This window comes from Streptacidiphilus melanogenes, assembly GCF_000787835.1.
Classification (GTDB): domain Bacteria; phylum Actinomycetota; class Actinomycetes; order Streptomycetales; family Streptomycetaceae; genus Streptacidiphilus; species Streptacidiphilus melanogenes.
This window is the reverse complement of record NZ_BBPP01000028.1, coordinates 95,268-113,551: the sequence shown is the minus strand read 5'-3', so window position 1 is coordinate 113,551 and position 18,284 is coordinate 95,268. Positions and strand designations below refer to the sequence as shown.

At 73.4% G+C, this 18,284-nt stretch carries 13 protein-coding genes; 4 read left to right on the top strand and 9 right to left on the bottom strand.

Features of this window, described 5'->3' with window-relative positions; translation table 11 throughout:
• Window positions 1-70 precede the first annotated feature (70 nt).
• Both ftsL and rsmH read right to left on the bottom strand, forming a co-directional pair.
• On the bottom strand, window positions 71-652 hold the full coding sequence (gene ftsL / locus TR49_RS26310) for a cell division protein FtsL (protein WP_042386088.1): 582 nt from the start codon (window positions 650-652) through the stop codon (window positions 71-73).
• 94 nt (window positions 653-746) lie between these two features.
• The gene (gene rsmH, locus TR49_RS26305) at window positions 747-1,718 is read right to left on the bottom strand and encodes a 16S rRNA (cytosine(1402)-N(4))-methyltransferase RsmH (RefSeq protein ID WP_042386087.1); all 972 of its coding nucleotides are present in this window, start codon (window positions 1,716-1,718) and stop codon (window positions 747-749) included.
• A 759-nt stretch (window positions 1,719-2,477) separates the two neighbouring features.
• On the opposite strand from rsmH, the gene TR49_RS26300 reads away from it, so the two are divergent.
• Genes TR49_RS26300 through TR49_RS26290 form a run of 3 tightly spaced genes read left to right on the top strand, consistent with a single transcriptional unit; the run spans window position 2,478 to window position 7,317 of the window.
• On the top strand, window positions 2,478-3,410 hold the full coding sequence (locus TR49_RS26300) for an AAA family ATPase (protein ID WP_042386132.1): 933 nt from the start codon (window positions 2,478-2,480) through the stop codon (window positions 3,408-3,410).
• 3 nt (window positions 3,411-3,413) lie between these two features.
• Complete coding sequence (locus tag TR49_RS26295) at window positions 3,414-4,946, top strand: DUF58 domain-containing protein (protein WP_063770170.1); 1,533 nt, start codon at window positions 3,414-3,416, stop codon at window positions 4,944-4,946.
• Between the two features lies 1 nt (window position 4,947).
• Window positions 4,948-7,317: a transglutaminase TgpA family protein gene (locus TR49_RS26290; RefSeq protein WP_042386084.1), complete on the top strand. Its 2,370-nt coding sequence runs from the start codon at window positions 4,948-4,950 to the stop codon at window positions 7,315-7,317.
• 27 nt (window positions 7,318-7,344) lie between these two features.
• On the opposite strand, the gene TR49_RS26285 is transcribed toward TR49_RS26290, so the two are convergent.
• From TR49_RS26285 to TR49_RS26255, 7 genes are all read right to left on the bottom strand, one after another.
• Window positions 7,345-9,021, bottom strand: a complete 1,677-nt coding sequence (locus TR49_RS26285; protein WP_042386081.1) for an RICIN domain-containing protein — start codon at window positions 9,019-9,021, stop codon at window positions 7,345-7,347.
• A gap of 191 nt (window positions 9,022-9,212) precedes the next feature.
• Window positions 9,213-9,608 (bottom strand): SCO2097 family morphological protein, encoded by a 396-nt coding sequence (locus TR49_RS26280; protein WP_042374847.1) that lies wholly within the window; start codon window positions 9,606-9,608, stop codon window positions 9,213-9,215.
• A 160-nt stretch (window positions 9,609-9,768) separates the two neighbouring features.
• Window positions 9,769-11,031: a DNA polymerase IV gene (gene dinB / locus TR49_RS26275; protein ID WP_063770169.1), complete on the bottom strand. Its 1,263-nt coding sequence runs from the start codon at window positions 11,029-11,031 to the stop codon at window positions 9,769-9,771.
• A 222-nt stretch (window positions 11,032-11,253) separates the two neighbouring features.
• Window positions 11,254-11,991: a methyltransferase domain-containing protein gene (locus tag TR49_RS26270; RefSeq protein WP_042386080.1), complete on the bottom strand. Its 738-nt coding sequence runs from the start codon at window positions 11,989-11,991 to the stop codon at window positions 11,254-11,256.
• Window positions 11,992-12,106: 115 nt separating this feature from the next.
• Window positions 12,107-15,559, bottom strand: coding sequence for a DNA polymerase III subunit alpha (locus TR49_RS26265; protein ID WP_042386078.1), 3,453 nt, complete (start codon window positions 15,557-15,559; stop codon window positions 12,107-12,109).
• Window positions 15,560-15,623: 64 nt separating this feature from the next.
• Entirely contained in the window at window positions 15,624-16,178 is a 555-nt protein-coding gene (locus TR49_RS26260; protein WP_439654128.1) for an SAV_6107 family HEPN domain-containing protein, read from the bottom strand.
• A 48-nt stretch (window positions 16,179-16,226) separates the two neighbouring features.
• A complete protein-coding gene (locus tag TR49_RS26255) occupies window positions 16,227-16,532 on the bottom strand; it encodes a DUF6504 family protein (RefSeq protein ID WP_042386075.1) in 306 nt (101 codons plus the stop codon).
• 186 nt (window positions 16,533-16,718) lie between these two features.
• On the opposite strand from TR49_RS26255, the gene TR49_RS40350 reads away from it, so the two are divergent.
• On the top strand, window positions 16,719-18,284 hold the full coding sequence (locus tag TR49_RS40350) for a hypothetical protein (protein ID WP_052434643.1): 1,566 nt from the start codon (window positions 16,719-16,721) through the stop codon (window positions 18,282-18,284).

The following is an 18,284-nucleotide window of genomic DNA, read 5'->3' as shown; positions in this document are numbered from 1 at the left end:
GGGCCGGCGCGGGGTGGCGCCGTTCCGGTCGGGGTCGCGGGGAGGCTGGGGCATGGGTTCGGTCGCTCCGTCAGTGGCCGGACGGGGTCGGGTGGGACGGCCGGCTTCCGGCCGTGCGGGCGGCGACGTGCGCGGTCGGGCCGCCCGCCGGGCTGCCGGCCGTGTGCGGCACGACCGCGTGGCCCGAGGCGGACGGCGAGGCCGACGGCGACGCGGAGGGTGACACGCCCCCGGACGGCGACGCGGAGGCCGTGGCCGGGAGGGCGGGCGTCGGCACCGGGCTCGGCGCGGCCGGGAGGCGGCTCGGGCTGCCGAGGATCCTGCCGTTGTCGGTGACGAAGGCCGGGTTGCCCGCCGGGACCATGCCGAGCTGGCGGGCCCGCGCGGCCAGCGCGTCCGGCGCGGACCAGCCGTCGATCTGCTGCTGCAGCCCCTGCTGCTCGTTCGTCAGGTCCGTCGTCTGCCGCTGCAGCTTCTGCTCCGTGAAGGAACCCTGACTCAGCGCCGTGTTCAGCATCAGCAGCGCGACCATGCCGCCCGCCAGCAGCACCATCACCAGTGCCGCGAACGGCCCGCGGCCGGCCCGCCTGCCGCCGCCCGGTCCCGGGCGGGCCGGGCGGCCCGAACGGTTGAAGCCCCTCCCGACAGCCACCTCGCGCTCCCCTCGATGCTCTGTCTTCAGATCCCACAGCTTCAGATCCCGCAGCTTCGGTTCCCGCAGCTTCGGATCCCGCAGCTTTCGGACCTCAGCGACCGGCCTGCTCGCGGATCCGCTCCGCGGCCCGCATCCGGACCGGCTTCGCACGGCGGTTCTCCGCGACCTCCTCCTCCGTGGGCAGCTCCGCGCCGCGGGTCAGCAGCTTGAACCGCGGCTGGTGCTCCTCCGGCACGATCGGCAGGCCCGGCGGCGCGGTCGAGGCCGCGCCCTCCGCGAGGTAGCCCTTGACGAGCTTGTCCTCGAGCGAGTGGTAGGAGAGCACGACGATCCGGCCGCCGACCGCCAGAGCGGAGAGCGCCGCAGGGATGGCCCGTTCCAGCACCGACAGCTCCCCGTTGACCTCGATCCGCAGGGCCTGGAAGGTGCGCTTGGCGGGGTTGCCGCCGGTCCTGCGCGTCGCCGCGGGGATCGCGTTGCGCACCAAGTCCACAAGACGCGCGCTGGTGGTGAACGGTTCCTTCTCCCGCTCCCGCAGGATGACCGAGGCGATCTTCCCGGCGAACCGCTCCTCGCCGTAGACCTTGAGGATGCGGGCGAGCTCGCCGTGCGAGTAGGTGTTCAGCACCTCCGCCGCGCTGATGCCCACGCTCTGGTCCATCCGCATGTCCAGCGGCGCGTCCTGCGCGTAGGCGAAGCCCCGGTCGGCCTCGTCCAGCTGCATGCTGGAGACGCCGAGGTCGAAGAGGATGCCCTGCACCGCGGGGATGCCGAGGCGCTCCAGCACCTCGGGGAGTTCGTCGTAGACCGCGTGGACCAGCGTCGCGCGGTCGCCGAAGGGCGCGAGCCGCTCACCGGCCAGCCGCAGCGCGGCCGGGTCGCGGTCGATCGCGACGAGCCGGGCCTCGGGGAACGCGCGCAGCAGCGCCTCGCTGTGGCCGCCGAGGCCGAGCGTGGTGTCGACGACGACGGAGCCTGGCTCGGCCAGCGCCGGGGCGAGCACCTCCAGGGTGCGCCGGAGCATCACCGGGACGTGCTTCGCGTTGTCCGCGGCGGAGCTCATCGGGGGCCTCTCTAACCTGTGGCCCGCACCGACTGGTCCCCGCCCGCTCGCCCGGTGGGCCTCGGCCCTCTGGCGCCGGGGAAGGGGCGTCAGCGGGCGGCCTCGCGCGGGGCCGAGCGGGTGGAGGCCGGAAGGTACGGGCCCTCGATCGCGCTGTCTGCGCTGTTGGATCTGTGGTGCTTGCGTCGGTGGAGCGATGGGACGGGAACGGAGCGTCGCATCTGACACTCCCTCGACGTCGCGTCACTCTACTCCACGGCACCCCCCGGTCAATCGAACGCCACGGCCTGCACCACGTCAGGGCGACCGGGGAAACTGCTGGTCAGCGCCGACGGCACGACGGCCGGGGGCGCGGGCGGCCTCCGGGCGCGCCCCTCTTCTCGTCCCCCTCCTCTTGTCCCCCTCCTAGCCGTCGGGCTCGCTCTTCGCTCGCGCGGCGGCGAAACGAGCCGCCCTGCCCGCGATTCTCATGATCTTTACGGCAAATCGGCCCTAGTCAGCCAGTCGAGTGACGCAAACGCGGTGCACAGGGAACAATGCCTTTCGAGCGGGCCCGCCGACGGGACTTGGCAGGCCCGACCAACGGGGATCCCGCGGCCGCAGGCCGCCGGGTGGACAGACGGGCCGAGGAGCTGCCGGGTGACGACCTACGACAACCGCTTCGACGATCTCAGCAGAGTCGACCGGAACGCGCCGGACGGACAGAACCCGTCGCGGTCCGTCGCTCCGGGCGCGGGCCTCGCCGAGCTCGACGCGGTCGTGGGGCGCGTCCGCGCCTCCGTGGAGAGCGTGCTCGAAGGCAAGCCCGAGGCGGTCCGGCTGGCCCTGACGGTGCTGCTCGCCGAGGGTCACCTGCTGATCGAGGACGTGCCGGGCGTCGGCAAGACCATGCTGGCCAAGGCGCTGGCCCGGTCCATCGACTGCACCGTTCGGCGCATCCAGTTCACCCCGGACCTGCTGCCCTCCGACATCACCGGCTCCGGCGTCTTCGACCAGAACCGCCGCGAGTTCGAGTTCAAGCCGGGCGCGATCTTCGCGCAGATCGTGGTGGGCGACGAGATCAACCGCGCCTCGCCGAAGACCCAGTCCGCACTGCTGGAGTCGATGGAGGAACGCCAGGTCACCGTCGACGGCGTCAGCTACCAGCTCCCCGCGCCGTTCATGGTCGTGGCGACGCAGAATCCGATCGAGATGGAGGGGACCTACCCCCTCCCCGAGGCGCAGCGCGACCGCTTCATGGCGCGGATCTCCATCGGCTACCCGAGCCCCGACGCCGAGCTGCAGATGCTGGACGTGCACGGCGGCGCCGACCCCCTCGCGCAGCTGCAGCCGGTCGCGCACACCGACGACGTGCTGAAGCTGATCGAGGTGGTCCGCAAGGTCCACGTCGTCGACGACCTGCGCCGCTACGCCGTCGCCCTGGTCTCCGCCACCCGCAACAGCTCCGAGCTGCGGCTCGGGGCCTCGCCCCGGGCGACGCTGCATCTGCTGCGCGCCGCCCGCGCGGCGGCCGCGCTGGACGGGCGCGAGTACGTCATCCCCGACGACCTGCAGCGGCTCGCCGTGCCGGTGCTCGCGCACCGCGTGCTGCCGACCGCCGAGACCCAGCTCGGCCGCCGCACGGCCGAGGACGTCGTGCGCGACATCGTCCGAAGCGTGCCGATCCCCCAGCTCGCCGCGAGGGGGCGCTGAACCGTGCCGTCGAGGCCCGCACAGCCGTACGAGAGCCGGGAACCGGGCACCGTACGGCTGGCCCTGCACGGACTGACCACCCGCGGCCGCTGCTTCCTGGCGGCCGGACTGACCGCGGTGCTCTGCGCCTACCTGCTCGGGCAGTTCGCCCTGCTCCAGGTGGGGCTGCTGCTGGCGGCGCTGCCGGTGGGCAGCGTGGCCATGCTGGTGCGCACCCGCTACCGGGTCGCCAGCGGACGCTCGCTCTCGCCCGGGCGCACCCCGGCCGGACAGGAGGCGCGGGTCAGCCTGCGTGTCGACAACGTCTCCCGGGTCCGCACCGGCCTGCTGATGCTGGAGGACCGGGTGCCGTATGTGCTCGGCCCCCGGCCGCGCTTCGTACTGGACCGGATCGAGCCGCGCGGCTTCCGCGAGGTCTCCTACCGGGTCCGCTCCGACCTGCGCGGACGCTACCCGCTGGGCCCGCTGCAGCTGCGGCTCGGCGACCCGTTCGGCCTGTGCGAGCTGACCCGTTCGTTCACCGCCTCCGACCTGCTCACCGTCGTGCCGCAGGTGCAGTCGCTGCCGACGGTCAAGGTGCTCGGCGAGTGGTCCGGCTTCGGCGACAGCCACGCCCGCGCCGTCGCGCTGGCCGGCGAGGACGACGTGGTGCCGCGCGAGTACCGGCACGGGGACGACCTGCGCCGGGTGCACTGGCGCTCCACCGCCAAGTACGGCGAGCTGATGGTGCGCCGCGAGGAGCAGCCGCTGCGCCACCACGCCACGGTGCTGCTGGACACCCGCGACCGCGGTCACCGCGGCTCGGGCCCGGCCTCCTCCTTCGAGTGGGCGGTCAGCGCCGCGGCGTCCGTGGCGCTGCACCTGCTCGACCGCGGCTACGAGGTGCGGCTGCTGACCGACACCGGGGAGCAGAGCACCGCCTCCGGCTCCCCGGCCTCCGCCGGGGCGGGCTACGCCGGCGGCGGGGCGACCGAGGCGGCCGGGCTGATGCTGGACCGGCTCGCAATGGTCGACCTCTCCGCGGGCACCGGCCTGTCCCGGGCCGAGGACGTGCTGCGTCTCGGCGGTGAGGGCCTGCTGGTCGCGATCCTGGGCGCGCTCGACGACGAGCAGTTGGCGGAGCTCTCCCGGCTGCGCCGCCGCACCGGCTCCGCGGTCGCGCTGCTGCTCGACACCGACAGCTGGACCCTGGTGCGCGGCAACGGCGGTGCCACGAACGGCGCCGCGGCCAACGGCCGTGCGCCCGACGGCGACAGCGAGGGGAACGGCGCGGGGAACGGCGTCGCCAACGGCGCCGACGGCCACCCGGCCGCCGACGAGGCCACCGGCCGCGAGCGGCACGAGCGCCTGCTGCGGCAGGCCGGATGGCGCGTCCTGCCGGCCCGCAGCGGCGACGCACTGCCGGAGCTGTGGCGGCTGCTGGCCCACAGCGGCGCGGCGTCGGGGCGGCCGACGACGGCGCCCACCGCCGCTCCCGAGGCGCCCGCCGCCACGGCGGCGCCGGCGCCGACAGCCACGACGGACGGGGGTTCGTGACATGAACGGGCGCACCAGGATCGCGGTCTCCGCCGTGACCGCGACCGTGCTCACCGCGCTGTGCCTGTGGCCGCTGGTCCAGCCGAGCAGCTGGATCGTGGGGGCCGCGTTCCTGCTGGCGCTGGTCGCCGCCGCCGGGGCGGGCGCAGGGCGGCTCGCGCTGCCGCGCCCGCTGACGGTGCTGGTGCAGCTGTTCGTCGCGTTCCTGCTGGTCACCTTCTCCTTCGCGGGCGACCAGGCGTGGGCGCGGTTCATCCCAGGACCGCAGGCCGTGCGGCAGTTGGGCTCGGAACTGAGCTCGGGCATGGACGACATGTCCCACTTCTCCTCACCCGCGCCGGCGACGGTCGGCCTGCGGCTGCTGCTCACGCTGACCGTGCTCGGCATCGGCCTGCTGGTCGACGTCGTCGCGGTGACCTACCAGCGCGTCGCGCTCGCCGGACTGCCCCTGCTCGCCCTGTACGCGGTGGGCACCGGCATCCACCCGAGCGGGCCGGTCTGGCTCTTCTTCCTGCTCTCCGCCTTCGGCTACCTGGCCCTGCTCACCGCCGAGGGCCGCGACCGCCTCGCCCGCTGGGGTCGGGTCTTCCACGGCAATCCGGGCTCCTACGACGGCACCAACCCGCTGACCTCCTCCGCGGTGCGGATCGCCACGCTGGCCGCGATCGGCGGGCTGCTGCTGCCGGTGTTCCTGCCTTCCGTCGGTTCCGGCGTCGTCACCGGGCTCGGCCACGGCGTCGGCCCCGGCGACGGCGGCGGCGTCATCACCGCCGTCAACCCGCTGGCCTCGCTGGCCCAGAGCCTGCAGCAGACCACCCCGGTGCCGGTGCTCAGCTACAGCACCAACTCCCCCGACCCGGGCGACCAGTACCTGCGCATCACCGACCTGGACCAGTTCAACGGCGTCTCCTGGACCACCAGCACGCACCGGGCCGTCTCGCTGCCGAAGACTCTCGGCGCCCCCGGCGAACTGAAGTCCGGCGTGTCGTCGACCGGTGTGACCACCCGGATCGTCACCCAGAACGGCTACGAGCAGCAGTGGCTGCCGATGCCCTATCCGGCCGTCGGCCTGTCCGTGCCGGGCGACTGGCGCTGGGAGCCCGAGGGCCGGACCGTGATCGGCGCCAACGGCCAGACCGCCTCCGGCCTCGCGTACCAGGTGAACAGCCTCGCGCTGACCCCGTCGCCGGACGTGCTGCGCCAGGCCCCGCCCGCACCGGGCGACATACGCCGCGTCTACACGGCGCTCCCCAAGAACCTTCCGGCCGTGGTGGCCTCGACCGCCAGGTCGGTGACGGCCTCCGCCACCAACGACTTCGACCGGGCCGTACTGCTCCAGGACTGGTTCTCCATCAGGGGCGGGTTCAGCTACAACACCGACGTCCCGGTGAGCGACAGCCCGAACGCGCTGGCCCAGTTCCTCGCCCGCAAGCAGGGATTCTGTGTCCACTTCGCGTCGGCGATGGCGGCCATGGCCCGCTCGCTCGGCATCCCGGCCCGGGTCGTGGTCGGCTTCACCCCGGGCACCCAGGGCACCGACGGCTCCTGGCTGGTGACCACGCACGACGCGCACGCCTGGCCGGAGCTGTACTTCTCCGGCGTTGGCTGGCTGCGCTTCGAGCCGACGCCGCGGCAGGGCATCGTCACCCCCGGTTACAGCACGCAGGTCACCGCTCCCAGCAACGCCCCGGCCCCGACGGCGGGTGCCACCTCGGGCGCACAGCCGACCGGCGGCGCCAAGAACCAGCACGGCTGCACCCTGGTCGCCCGGCACATGGGCGACTGCGGTCCGGAGGCCGCGCTCGGCGCCACCCCGCCGCCGTCGGAGCTGTCGCCGACCGCGCCACTGCTGCTGGCGGTGTGGTCGCTGGCCGGACTGCTGGTCGCGGCGCTGCTGGCGCCGATGCTCTGGCGCGGCCGCACCCGACGGACCCGGTTGCGCCGCGGACCGTCGGGGCTGACCGACCAGCAGGTGCTGGCGGCGTGGCGGGAGATGGTGGACACCGCCTGGGACCACGGCATCCCGCCGAACGAGGCGGAGACGCCGCGCCGCACCGCGGCCCGGATCAGCGAGCTCGGCGGGCTGGGCCCCGGCCCGAGCGCGGCGGCCGGCCGTCTGGCGCTGGCCACCGAGCAGGTCCTGTACGCGCCGGTGGTCTCCACGCCGCTGTCGCTGCGGCAGGACGTGCGGGAGGTCCGTGAGGGCCTGTCCGCCGCCTCGGACCGCCGCACCCGGGTGCGCGCGGTGGTGCTGCCGCCGTCCTCGTCCAGCCTGCTGCGGGCCCTGCCGCGCCGCGTCAGGGCGGCCGTGACGGGCTGGACCCGCGACAGGGCCGCAGCGCTGCGGCGCAGGCTGCGGCCCCGGTCGTGACGACCGTTCATCCGTGCGGATCTGCCTTTATCCGTGCAGGTAGACGATGCCCAGCTTGGTCAGCTGCCACTGCTGGGCGGCGGAGCCGGTGTCGGCCTGCAGGGTGGTGACGGGGTTGCCGGAGGAGTCGGTCAGGGCACTGGTGCCGAGGGTGATCACCATGTTGGTGGCCGCCGAGTCGGCGATCTTGTAGTAGCCGTTGCCGGCCGGCTCGAACACCCAGTGCTGGTTGGCGCCGCCGTTGCAGCCCCACTGCTGCAGCTTGGTGCCCGCGGCGGTCGAGGCGCCGTTGGCGTCCAGGCACATGTTCCGGTTGCCGCTGAAGTCGAGCTCGTAGCTGCCGCCGGACTTGATCTCGAAGACGAAGGACTGGTTCAGCCCGCCGTTCACGCCGTAGGTGATCGCCGGACGGCCGTTGGTGCTGTCGCCGTAGCTGCCGCCGCCGGAGAAGTCGAGCACCTGGCCGCTGGCCTTGTTGGTCAGCTGGTACCAGGCACCGTCCTCGGGCACGTCGCCGAAGGAGGCCACCCCCGGGGTGAGCGGCATGATCGTCGTGCCGTCCTGCTGGTCCAGGGTGCAGTAGGCCTCCTGCTGGTTCGGGTCGTCGTAGAAGTCCCCGAGACAGGCGCCTTCCGCCTTGTAGCCGGCGACGCGCGGGTGGTACGACTGCCGGACCTCGTCCGTGCAGAGCCCGAGCACGCCGATCGACTGGTCGCAGCCGTTGCGGGTCAGCTCGCTGACGTCGATCACGTCGCCGTTGATGTACTCGTACGGCGAGCTGGTCATCTCCGCGCAGACCTCGTGGCCGTAGGAGACGCGGCGCTGGTCGAGGAAGCGCACGCCCGGCACCGCCTCGGCTGCGGCCCGCTCGGTGTCGTCGAGCGTCGGGACCACCCAGTTGTGCGCCCAGGCGGCGTCCTCGGGGAAGCCGGGGCAACCCTGGGCGACCTTGTCCGCGTAGAGGTTGCTGCGGATGTCGGGGGTGATCGGGGTGAAGTACGAGTTCAGCACCAGCTGGTAGTCGGAGTCCGCGTAGCCGGCGGTCCGCATGGTCTGGCGGATGTCGGTGAGCGCCGCCTCGATCTTCGGCAGTACCGCCTTGGCGCGGGCGGAGACCGCCGCGCTGCCGATGGTGTCGCGGCAGCCCTGGGACTGCGGGATGGGGAAGTAGGCCGTCAGGCAGCTGACGACGATCCCGGTGAAGTCGAAGTCGTCGTTGGCGCCGATGGTCACCACGACCATCTTGACGTCGTAGTTGGCCGCGGTCTGCGCCAGCTGGACGTCCTGCTTGGCCTCGCCGTAGTCGCCGCTGCCGCCGCCGGTGACCTTGGCGAGGTTCGGGTCGGACGTCAGGTCGCCGGTCTGCGCGCCGGAACAGGCCAGGTCGATGGGGGTGACACCGCTGACCCCGGTGTCGAAGATGACCGACTCGCTGTGCCGGTGACAGAAGTTCTTGGGCCCGTCGGTGCCCGCCATGTAGGCGTCGCCCGTGTCGGTGCCCGCGCCTTCGCCGGAGATGGCGCTGTCGCCGAGGGAGACGATCGCGGCCGGCCGGGCGTCGAGCGGACCGGCCGCTGACGAGCCGGCCGCGGTCTGCGCGGTGGCCGCGGCCGCCGGCTGGACCGCGGTGGTGCCGAGGGCGCCCACGAGGGCGGAGACGGCGAGGGCTGCGAAGGCGGCCCTGGCCCGTACTGATCTGGTCACACAATGCTCCTGAGGGTGGACGGGGAGTGCCCGGATCGCCCATCAGGGTAGGTACTGACCGGTAAGTAAACAAGAGCCTTGCTCATGTTTTCTGGAGAGCCAACGCTGGGGACAGCAACGAGGGCGGGTCCCGGAAATCCGGGGCCCGCCCTCGCGAAGTCTCTGTCGGTTCGGAGTCTGTTCGGAAGTCTCTAGAAACCGCCGCGCTGCTGCTCCTGCCGGTGCTGCCAGCGCTGCTCCATCCGGTCCACCAGGCTGCCGCCGCGCTTTCGCCGCCGGACCGGAGCGCCCGTGCGCGGATCGACCACGGCCAGTCGCGGAATCCGGCGCCAGGCCGTGATCCCGAAGACGGCACCCGCCAGCATCAGCACGAAGCCACCGACGCTCACCCACTGCTGATGCAGGAAGAGGCCACCCATCAACAGGCCCACACCCACCACGAAGCCCGCTGCGGACGCGTAGACGGCCCGCCGTGTGCGCGTGCGCAGGCCACTGCCCTCGAGAGCCGAAGCGAACTTCGGATCTTCGGCGTACAGCGCTCGCTCCATCTGCTCAAGCAGACGCTGCTCGTGGTCCGAGAGCGGCACGTCGTCCTCCTCCTCTGGCCGCCTGAGGGCGGGGAGCCACCCTCGGGGCGCCCAACCCCGCCGCACTGCCTGTCCTACTGGATCTTTCAATGGCCAGTGATGCGTGTATGCCCCGGGCGCCCGGCCGTCATGCTTGTTGCCTTTACCCGAATCATACGGTTCACCCGGGGTTTTTGGACTGCCGAGGAGCATGTGCGGTAGCTCTCCCCGGACGACCCTGAACCCGTCGTTCCGACCGGTCAACGACGCCCGGGCCGGAGAAGTTTCCCGGCTCGACGGATTTGCCGATCAAGCTCGCCGGACGGACCGCCGCGGGCCCGAACTTCGCCTGCACCCGGTCCATCGTGCGCTCCAGCTCCGACCACCCCACCTCGCGCTCGCCCAGCGCCAACTGGGTCGGCCGCACGCCCCCGGCAAGGCCCTCGACCCGCAGCCCCACCAGCCGGATCCGCGCCCGCACCGGCACGAGCCCCGCGAACAGCGGGAGCGCGGCCGAGAAGATGTCGTGGGCCAGGTCCACCGGCTCCGGCAGCTTGCGCGAACGGGTGACGGTCCGCAGATCCGCGAAGCGGACCTTGACGGTGACGGTCCGCCCCGCGAGGCCCGCGGCGCGCAGCCGCGCGGCGTTCTGCTGGGCGAGCCCCAGCAGCGTCGTCCGGATCACCTCGTGCTCCGCGGAGACGTCCGCCGGAAAGGTCCGCTCCCCGCCGATGCTCTTCTCGACGTTCTGCGGCACCACCGGCCTGGCGTCCTCGCCGCGCGCGTAGTGCGCCAGCATGTCGCCCGCGGCGGCGCCGACGATGCGCCGCAGCGTGTCGCGGGGGGTGTCGGCGAGATCGCCGACGGTGAGCAGCCCGAAACGCGTGAGCGCGTCGGTCGTCTTCGGCCCGACCCCCGGGATCCGGCTCGCCGGAAGCGGCCGCAGGAACGCCTCGACCTCGCCCGGCGCCACGACCAGCAGCCCGTCCGGCTTCGCCGCGACGGACGCGAGCTTGGCGACCAGCTTGGTCGGCGCGACGCCGACGGACAGCGCGAGGTCCTGCTCCTCCCGCACCCGCCTCCGCAGCAGCTCCCCGAGCGCGCGGGGGCGCATGCCGACCCCGGCGAGGTCGAGGTACGCCTCGTCCATCGACACCGGCTCGACCCGCCGTGCGAAGGAGTGCAGCACGGCCATGACGTTCGCCGAGACGACGGCGTACTCGTCCATGTCCGGCGGCACCATCACCAACTCGGGACAGAGCCGCCGGGCCCGCACCGTGGGCATCCCACCGCTGACGCCGTGGGCACGGGCCTCGTAGCTCGCCGACATCACGACCCCCCGTGGCCCGGCTCCCCCGACCGCGACGGGCCTCCCCCGCAACTCCGGCCTGCGGCGCTGCTCGACGGCCGCGTAGAAGGCGTCCAGATCCGCGTGCACGATCACGGCAGGGCACCACCCAGGGGCGCGGGGCTGTACCGATCAGCGGCTCCGCCGCCCGGGCGCGACAAGCCCAGCCGCTTGCTCCCGCGGGCGGTTGCACCTCTCAGGGGCGCGGGGAACCGCCCGACAGGCCACCCACCCACGTGACAGGCCGAACGCGCAGGGCCATCCGCACGTCGGTGGTTGCTCGCGCAGTTCCCCGCACCCCTGGGTGGTGCGACTACCTCATGCCAGCTCGGCGAGCACGTGCAGCTGAGTCGCGACCGCGTGGAAGGACGGGTCCGCGGACGCGGCCTGCTCCAGGGCCAGGAGGGACTCCAGCGCGCCCGGCTCCGTGTCCACCAGGACGCCGGGGACCAGGTCGGCGAAGATGCGGACGCCGTGCACGGACAGGACCCGCAGGCCCGCGCCGTCGGCGAGGTCCTGGAGCTCCGCTCCGGTGAAGCGGCGCGGAGCGTCGGCCTTCTGGATGCCGGAGAGGGCTGCGCGGGCCTCCGCGAAGTGGCCGGAGAGGGCGCGGGCCAGGACCGCGCCGTTGCGGTTGGCGGCAAGGAGGCTGACCAGGCCGCCCGGTCGCAGCACGGCCGTGAGCTCGCGCAGCGACTCCGCGGGGTCGTCGACGAACTCCAGCACGCCGTGGCAGAGCACCGCATCCATGCTTCCCGCGTCGACCTGCTGCGCGAGGGTGTCGGTGTCGCCCTGCAGCGCGCGCACCTGGCCGGTGACGCCGGCCTCCGCCGCGCGCCGTTCCAGGGCGAACAGCGCGTCGGGGCTGGGGTCGACGACGGTGACCCGGTGACCGAGGCCCGCGACGGGGACGGCGAAGTTGCCGGTGCCGCCGCCCGTGTCGAGGACGTCGAGGACGTCACGGCCGAGCGCCTCGGCCTGCCGGTCCAGCGCCGCGCGCAGCACCTCCCACACCACGGCGGTCCGGAGGGCGCTGCGGGGACGGGTCGGGTACACGGGACGGCTCCTCGGGTCGACGGATCTGCCTGGCTGTCCGCCTGGTCGGGCCGACAGCCACACCTTATTGCCTCCCACCTCCGCACGGGCTCATCTGCCGGTCGCTCGCCTCCCCTCATCCCGGGCTCCCGGGGCTGGTGTGCCACAGCTTGCGGGGGGCGTCGGCCGCCGGGACGCCGGGCGGCTTGAGGTCGGCGTAGGGGGACATCCGGAACCCGCTCGGGTGGACCATCACGCGTCGCGCCGGGGCCTCCTCCGGTTCCGGCACGACGGCGAGCACCGCTCGCACCGCGTCGACGCCGTCCGTCCGCCACAGTTCGTGCAACGCCGTCAGCTCCCATGCGGCCGTCGCCGTCAGCGAGACGCCGCGCGGGCCGGTGCGGCGGACGACGCCGCGGACCAGCAGCAGCCAGGAGTGGAAGACCGTGGCGGCGTAGTGCGCCTGCGCGTCCTCGAACATGGCGAAGTCCAGCGGCCCGGTCGCGTCGTCCAGGGTCGCGAAGACGACGCGGACGCCGGTGCGCACCGGCGGGGTCTGCGTGGCGACCTTGACCCCGGCGATCAGGATCTCGCTGCGGTTGCGCTGCCGCAGCAGCTCGTTCGACCGCACGACGCCGAGCTCGTCGAGGAACGGCAGGTAGGGGCTGAGCAGGTGCGCGCTGTGGTCCAGCCCCAGCGCCTCGATCTCGCCGCGGATCAGGTCCGTGTCCGTCGGGACGGGCAACGACGTGGGCCCGGTCTCCCGCTCCTCTCCCGCCGCGTCCGCCAGCTCCAGCTGGGACGGCAGGGGCCGGCGCGGGCCCTTGGGCTTGGGGTCGGTGGCGGCGTGCAGCAGCAGGTCCCGTCGCGTCAGCAGGGGGTGCAGCGCGTCCAGCGCGCCCGCCAGCACCAGGTTCTCCAGCGTCGGCTGGTCGGGCTCCGCACGGCGGCGGAAGTCGGGCAGGCTCGTGTACGGCGCGCCCTCGCGCTCGCGCACGATGCGGTCGATCTCCGCCTCGCTGATGCCCTTGACGTCCGCGAGCCCGATCCGCAGCGCGTCCCGCCCGTCGGCCGTCCGCTCCAGCGTGTAGTCGGCGATCGAGTCGTTGACGCTGGGCGGCAGCACGGGGACGCCGAACTGACGGGCGTCGTCGAGGATCAGCCGCTTCGGGTACATGCCCGGGTCGTGGGTGAGCAGCCCGGCGTAGAAGGCGGCGGGGTGATGGGTCTTCAGCCACGCCGACTGGTAGGTGGGCAGCGCGAAGGCGCCCGCGTGGGCCTTGCAGAAGCCGAAGGAGGCGAACGCCTTCAGGATCTCCCAGACCCGTTCGACCACCGGCCGCGGATAGCCGCGCCGGTCGGCGGCGAGGCAGAACCAGTCGCCGATCTCCTGCTGGCCCTTGATGCTGCCGAGCACGCGCCGCGCCTGGTCGGCGCGGGCGAAGCCGCAGCCGGTCATCTGCGCGACGATCCGGATGACCTGCTCGTGGAAGACGACGACGCCCTCGGTCTCGGCGAGGATCTCCCGCAGGTCCTCGTGGACGAAGACCGGATCGGCCCAGCCGTGGCGGGCGTTGAGGAAGGGGGTGACCATGTCGCTCTTGACCGGGCCGGGCCGGAACAGCGAGATGTCGATGATCAGGTCGCCGAAGGTCTGCGGCGCGAACTTGCCGATCAGCTCCCGCTGGCCGGGCGACTCGATCTGGAAGCAGCCCAGCGTCCGGGTGGAGCGGATCAGCTCGAAGGTCTCCTCGTCGTCCAGCGGCACCGCGTCGAGGTCGATCCGCTCGCCGGCGACCCGCGCCGTCTCGCTGATGGCGTGCGCCATCGCGGACTGCATCCGCACGCCCAGCACGTCCAGTTTGAGCAGGCCGATGGCCTCGACGTCGTCCTTGTCGAACTGGCTCATCGGGTAGCCCTGGGCGCTGGTCTCGACCGGCGTGCGGTCACGCAGGCGGCGGTCGGAGAGCAGCACGCCGCTGGGGTGCAGGGCGATGTGGCGGGGCAGGCCGTCCAGCTTCTCGACGATGTCGAACAGGGCGGTGAAGACGCCCTCCTCCAGCCGGGAGTGCCGCAGTTCGGGCAGGTCCCGCATCGCGGCCCGCGCGTCGCGGGCGCGGATGTGCGGGAACGCCTTGGCGACGGCGTCGATCTCGGCGGGCGGCAGGCCGAGCGCCGCGCCCGCGTCGCGGACGGCGTGACGGACCCGGTAGGTCTCCAGCATCGCCACGCACAGCGTCCGGTCGGAGCCGAAGCGGTCCAGGATCAGGTCGTAGACCTCGGTGCGGCGGGCGGACTCGACGTCGACGTCGATGTCGGGCAGCGAGAGGCGCTTCTCGGACAGGAAACGCTCCATCAGCAGGCCGTGTTCGAGCGGCTCGACGCCGGAGATGCCGAGCAGGTGGTTGACCAGGCTGCCCGCGCCGGAGCCGCGCGCGGCGCAGCGGATGCCGGCGGCGCGGGTGAGGTCGACGACCTCGGCGACGGTGAGGAAGTAGGGCTGGTAGCCGAGGCGGTCGATCAGCGCGAGCTCCTCCTCCAGCCGTGTGGTGACCTCCCTGCTGGGCCGCCCGTAGCGCCAGGTGATGCCCGCCTCGCAGCGGGCGCGCAGCTCGCGGATGGCGCCGGCGCGGGTGGTGCCGAGCACGCTGGGCTCGGGCATGTGCATGGAACCGAGGCCGATGTCGTGGCCGAGGTCGTCGAGCAGGCAGCGCTCGGCGATCCGGCGGGTCTGCGCGAGCAGCTCGCGCGCCTCGGCGGCGGTGTCGCACAGGTCGTGGGCGAGGGCGGCCATCTCCGGACCGGACTTCAGGTGGCCCTCGGCGTTGACCCGGTCACGGGAGCTCAGCTCCAGCGGGACCAGGCGGCGGGCGGCGTCCAGCACGTCGGCGACGGGCGCGTCCTCGGGCGCGAGGTAGCGCACGGCGTTGGTCAGCACGGCCGGGACGCCCGTCTCGCGCGCCAGGCGCAGCAGCCGCTGGGCGACGCCGCGGGAGGCGGGGTGGCCGGGCGGGGCGAGGTGGTGCACCACCTCGATCACCACGGCCTCCCCGCACAGGGTGCGCCAGCGCAGCAGCTCCGCCTTCGCCTCGGCCATCCGCCCGGCGGCGGCCGCGCGCCCGACGGCGGAGCCGGGCCCGAGCAGCACGTAGAGCCGGTCGGCGGCGGCCGCGACCTGCTGCGCGGCCAGCACCGGGCGGGCCCGCCGCTCGACGTCCTCTCCGTGCGCGGCGCTGACCAGGCGGCACAGCGCCGCGTAACCGGCCCGCCCGCCCCGGGCCAGCACGACCGCGCGCGGCGGCCGCGCGGCATCGGCGGCGGCCCGGTCCAGGGTCCGGCCGGCGGATCCTGAGCCGTCCGCGCCGTGTTCGCAGGCGAGGTCTGCCCCGAGGACCGGCTGGATGCCGGCCGCGACACAGGCCTGCACGAAACGGACGGCGCCGTAGAGGCCGTCACGGTCGGTCAGGGCGAGCGCCGGCATGCCGAGAGAGGCGGCGTGCCCGGCGAGTGCCGCGGGCGTCGCGGTGCCGTAACGCAGCGAGTAGCTGGAGGCCGTGTGCAGGTGCACGAAGGAGTCCGTGGGGCTCATCTCGTGTGACTCCTCAAGGCGTTGTGGGCCCCTCCCGATCCCGCCGGCTACGTGTTCTGCCTGCTCACCCCGTGCGGGGCATCCCCTCCTCCCCGCTGCGCGCCTGCGGCACGGCCGCGCCGCGGGCGACCAGCCGCTGCACGATCCGCAGGAACAGCGCGGTGTTGCGGATCAGGTCGTCCGCGTCGCGGACGGTGGCGGCGGAGGCGATCCCCGCCTCGGCCGCGGCCCGCTTGGGTGCGCCGGCCGCGTAGTAGACCGCCCACTCCGCGAGCTCCGGCGCGACCTCGGGCAGGACCTCCCAGGCGCTGCGGATCCGCTTGCGCTTGCGCGCGTTCTCCTCCGGCCGCCCGCGCAGCGCGAGCACCGCGGCGGAGGCGCGCAGCGCCGCCAGATGAGCGGCCGCGTACCGCTCCAGCGGGCCCTCCAGCTCGCGCGCCTCGGCCAACCCGCGCTGCGCCTGCGCCAGCAGGTCCACGGCGGCGGGCGGCGCCCCGGCCCGCCGCAGCACCGGATGGATGTCCCCCGCCGGGCGGTAGGGCATGCCCGATCCGCCCACGGCACTCGGCAGCGGCAACTGCAGCACCTGGGCCTGCGGCTTGTCCGTGGTCTCCCTCATGACGTACGCCCTCCCGTTCCCGGTCACCGATCAGTGAGGTCAGTCCGTTCAGTCAGTCGTGCTCGTGAGGGTCCAGCGGTCGGCGCCGCGGTCGAAGGTGAGGTCGTAGACGCCGGGGGCGAAGCAGCGGCCGGGGCTGGCCTCGACCCGCCACACCTCCCGTTCCGTCCGGTCCAGCGCCTGCCCGGCGATCCGCGTCGCATGGGCCGAGCGGACCTCCTCCCACCAGGCGCCGCTCTCCTTCCAGTGCCCGAGCACCTCGCGCACCGCGTACACCTTGTCGTGCCAGAGGAAGTGCGTGGGCAAGCCCGTACCGCCGCGCACCTCGATCAGGTCCGCACGCCTCCTGCTCATCGCGTCCTCCTCCTCGCACCTTGTTCGAACTCTCGTTCGAACATCTCCAGAGTAACCCGACCGGCCCCTCGTTCGCCATGCTCCTCGGCACCACTGACAATCGGCCCCGTCGCGGGCTTCGGCGCCTGCTAGGATCGGCCGCCCTCAGAACGGAGGGCGTGTCGAACCAGGGGGGTCGAACACTCCGTGCGCCGTCTCAGCAGAACCCTCGTCGCCGCGGCCGTCGTCGCGCCGCTCACCGCCACCGCGCTGAGCAGCCCCGCGTCCGCCGCCGGCAGTTCCCTCACCGTGACCACCATCGGGCGCGAGGGCGCCAAGGTGGCCGCCACCGGCCAGCTGGAGAACCTGTCCACCTGGCAGACGTTCACCTTCACCAGCGGCCGGGCCGTGTCCCTGCCCGCCGGCCGCTATGCCGTGGTCGTCGACATCTGGAACCAGCAGGACCAGACCGACACCCTCGGCGCCCGGATCGTCACCGTCTCCGGCGCGGCGAGCACGGTGATCGACGCGCGCGCCGGCCACCCGCTCGCCGTCTCCCTCGACCACCCGCCCGCCGGCTCCTGGCACCGCGACGACGCCCGTCTCTGCGTGGCCGACTCGCCGGCGACCGCCGAGGCGGTGAACGACGCGGGCAGGATCTACGTGATCCCCACCGCCTCGTCCTCGCTGCAGTTCGCCTACGACTCGCAGTGGAGCCCGCAGCAGATGGGGCCGGGCGAGACGGCGACCGGTGACGTCTACGCCGTCAGCGGCATGACGACCGGGGTCCCGGCCGGCCCGACCTACCGCTACCAGCGCTCGACGCTGGCGAACGTCGCCGTCCAGGGCCGGAAGGGCCCGAACGGCTCCGACACCGCGATGTTCATGCTCCAGCCCCAGAGCACCACCACCGACTGCCAGACCGACCTGGCCGGCCCGACCGTCTACGAGACCACCCCGTACTCGATCACCGCGCATGTCAACGCCGGGAACTGGGGCGTGCGTTCGGACGAGTCCGCGGCCGCGGGGGACATCGGCTCCTTCGAGAGCAAGCGGCGGCTGGCCGCGGGCGGCTCCTACGTGCAGATCTTCGACCGGGCCACCTGGGGTCCGATCGGCAGCCAGCCCTCGACCTGGTACGGCCGGCTCGACTTCGGGCCGCAGATGTTCGCCGACCCGTCCACCCAGGGCGAGGAGGCCGCCGCCAAGTACAGCGGCTCCCTGTACAAGGGCGGCACGCTGGTCTCAGCCCACAGCTGGACCGACATGGGCCCGAACCCGGGCAGCTGGCAGCCGCACGTCGGCTCGGCGGGCTGGTACACGCTGAACCTCACCGCCCAGCGCTACTACCCCGGTTACACCTTCCCGGCCGGCATGCTCTCCACCGCGTCCACGGTGAGCGAGCACTACTACATCAACCCGGCCGCCAACGCCTACGCCCCGGCGTACCTGACGACCTTCGTCCCGGCCGGTCTGAACATGCGCGACCAGGCGGCACCGAGGAGCAGCACGGACGTCGCCCTCTGGCTCGACCACCAGGGCGGCGACCAGAGCATCGCCGACCACCGCGGCACCGTCCGCTCGGTCCAGGCGTGGGCCTCCTCCGACGGCGGGGTCACCTGGCACGCCGTCCAGGTCCGGCATGTCGGCGGCAACTGGACCGCCGTCGTGCCCGACCCCGCCTCCGGCGCGGTCTCGCTGCGCTCCACGGTGACCGACACCGACGGCAGCAGCGCGACCACCACGGTCTACCGCGCCTACGGGATCAGCTGA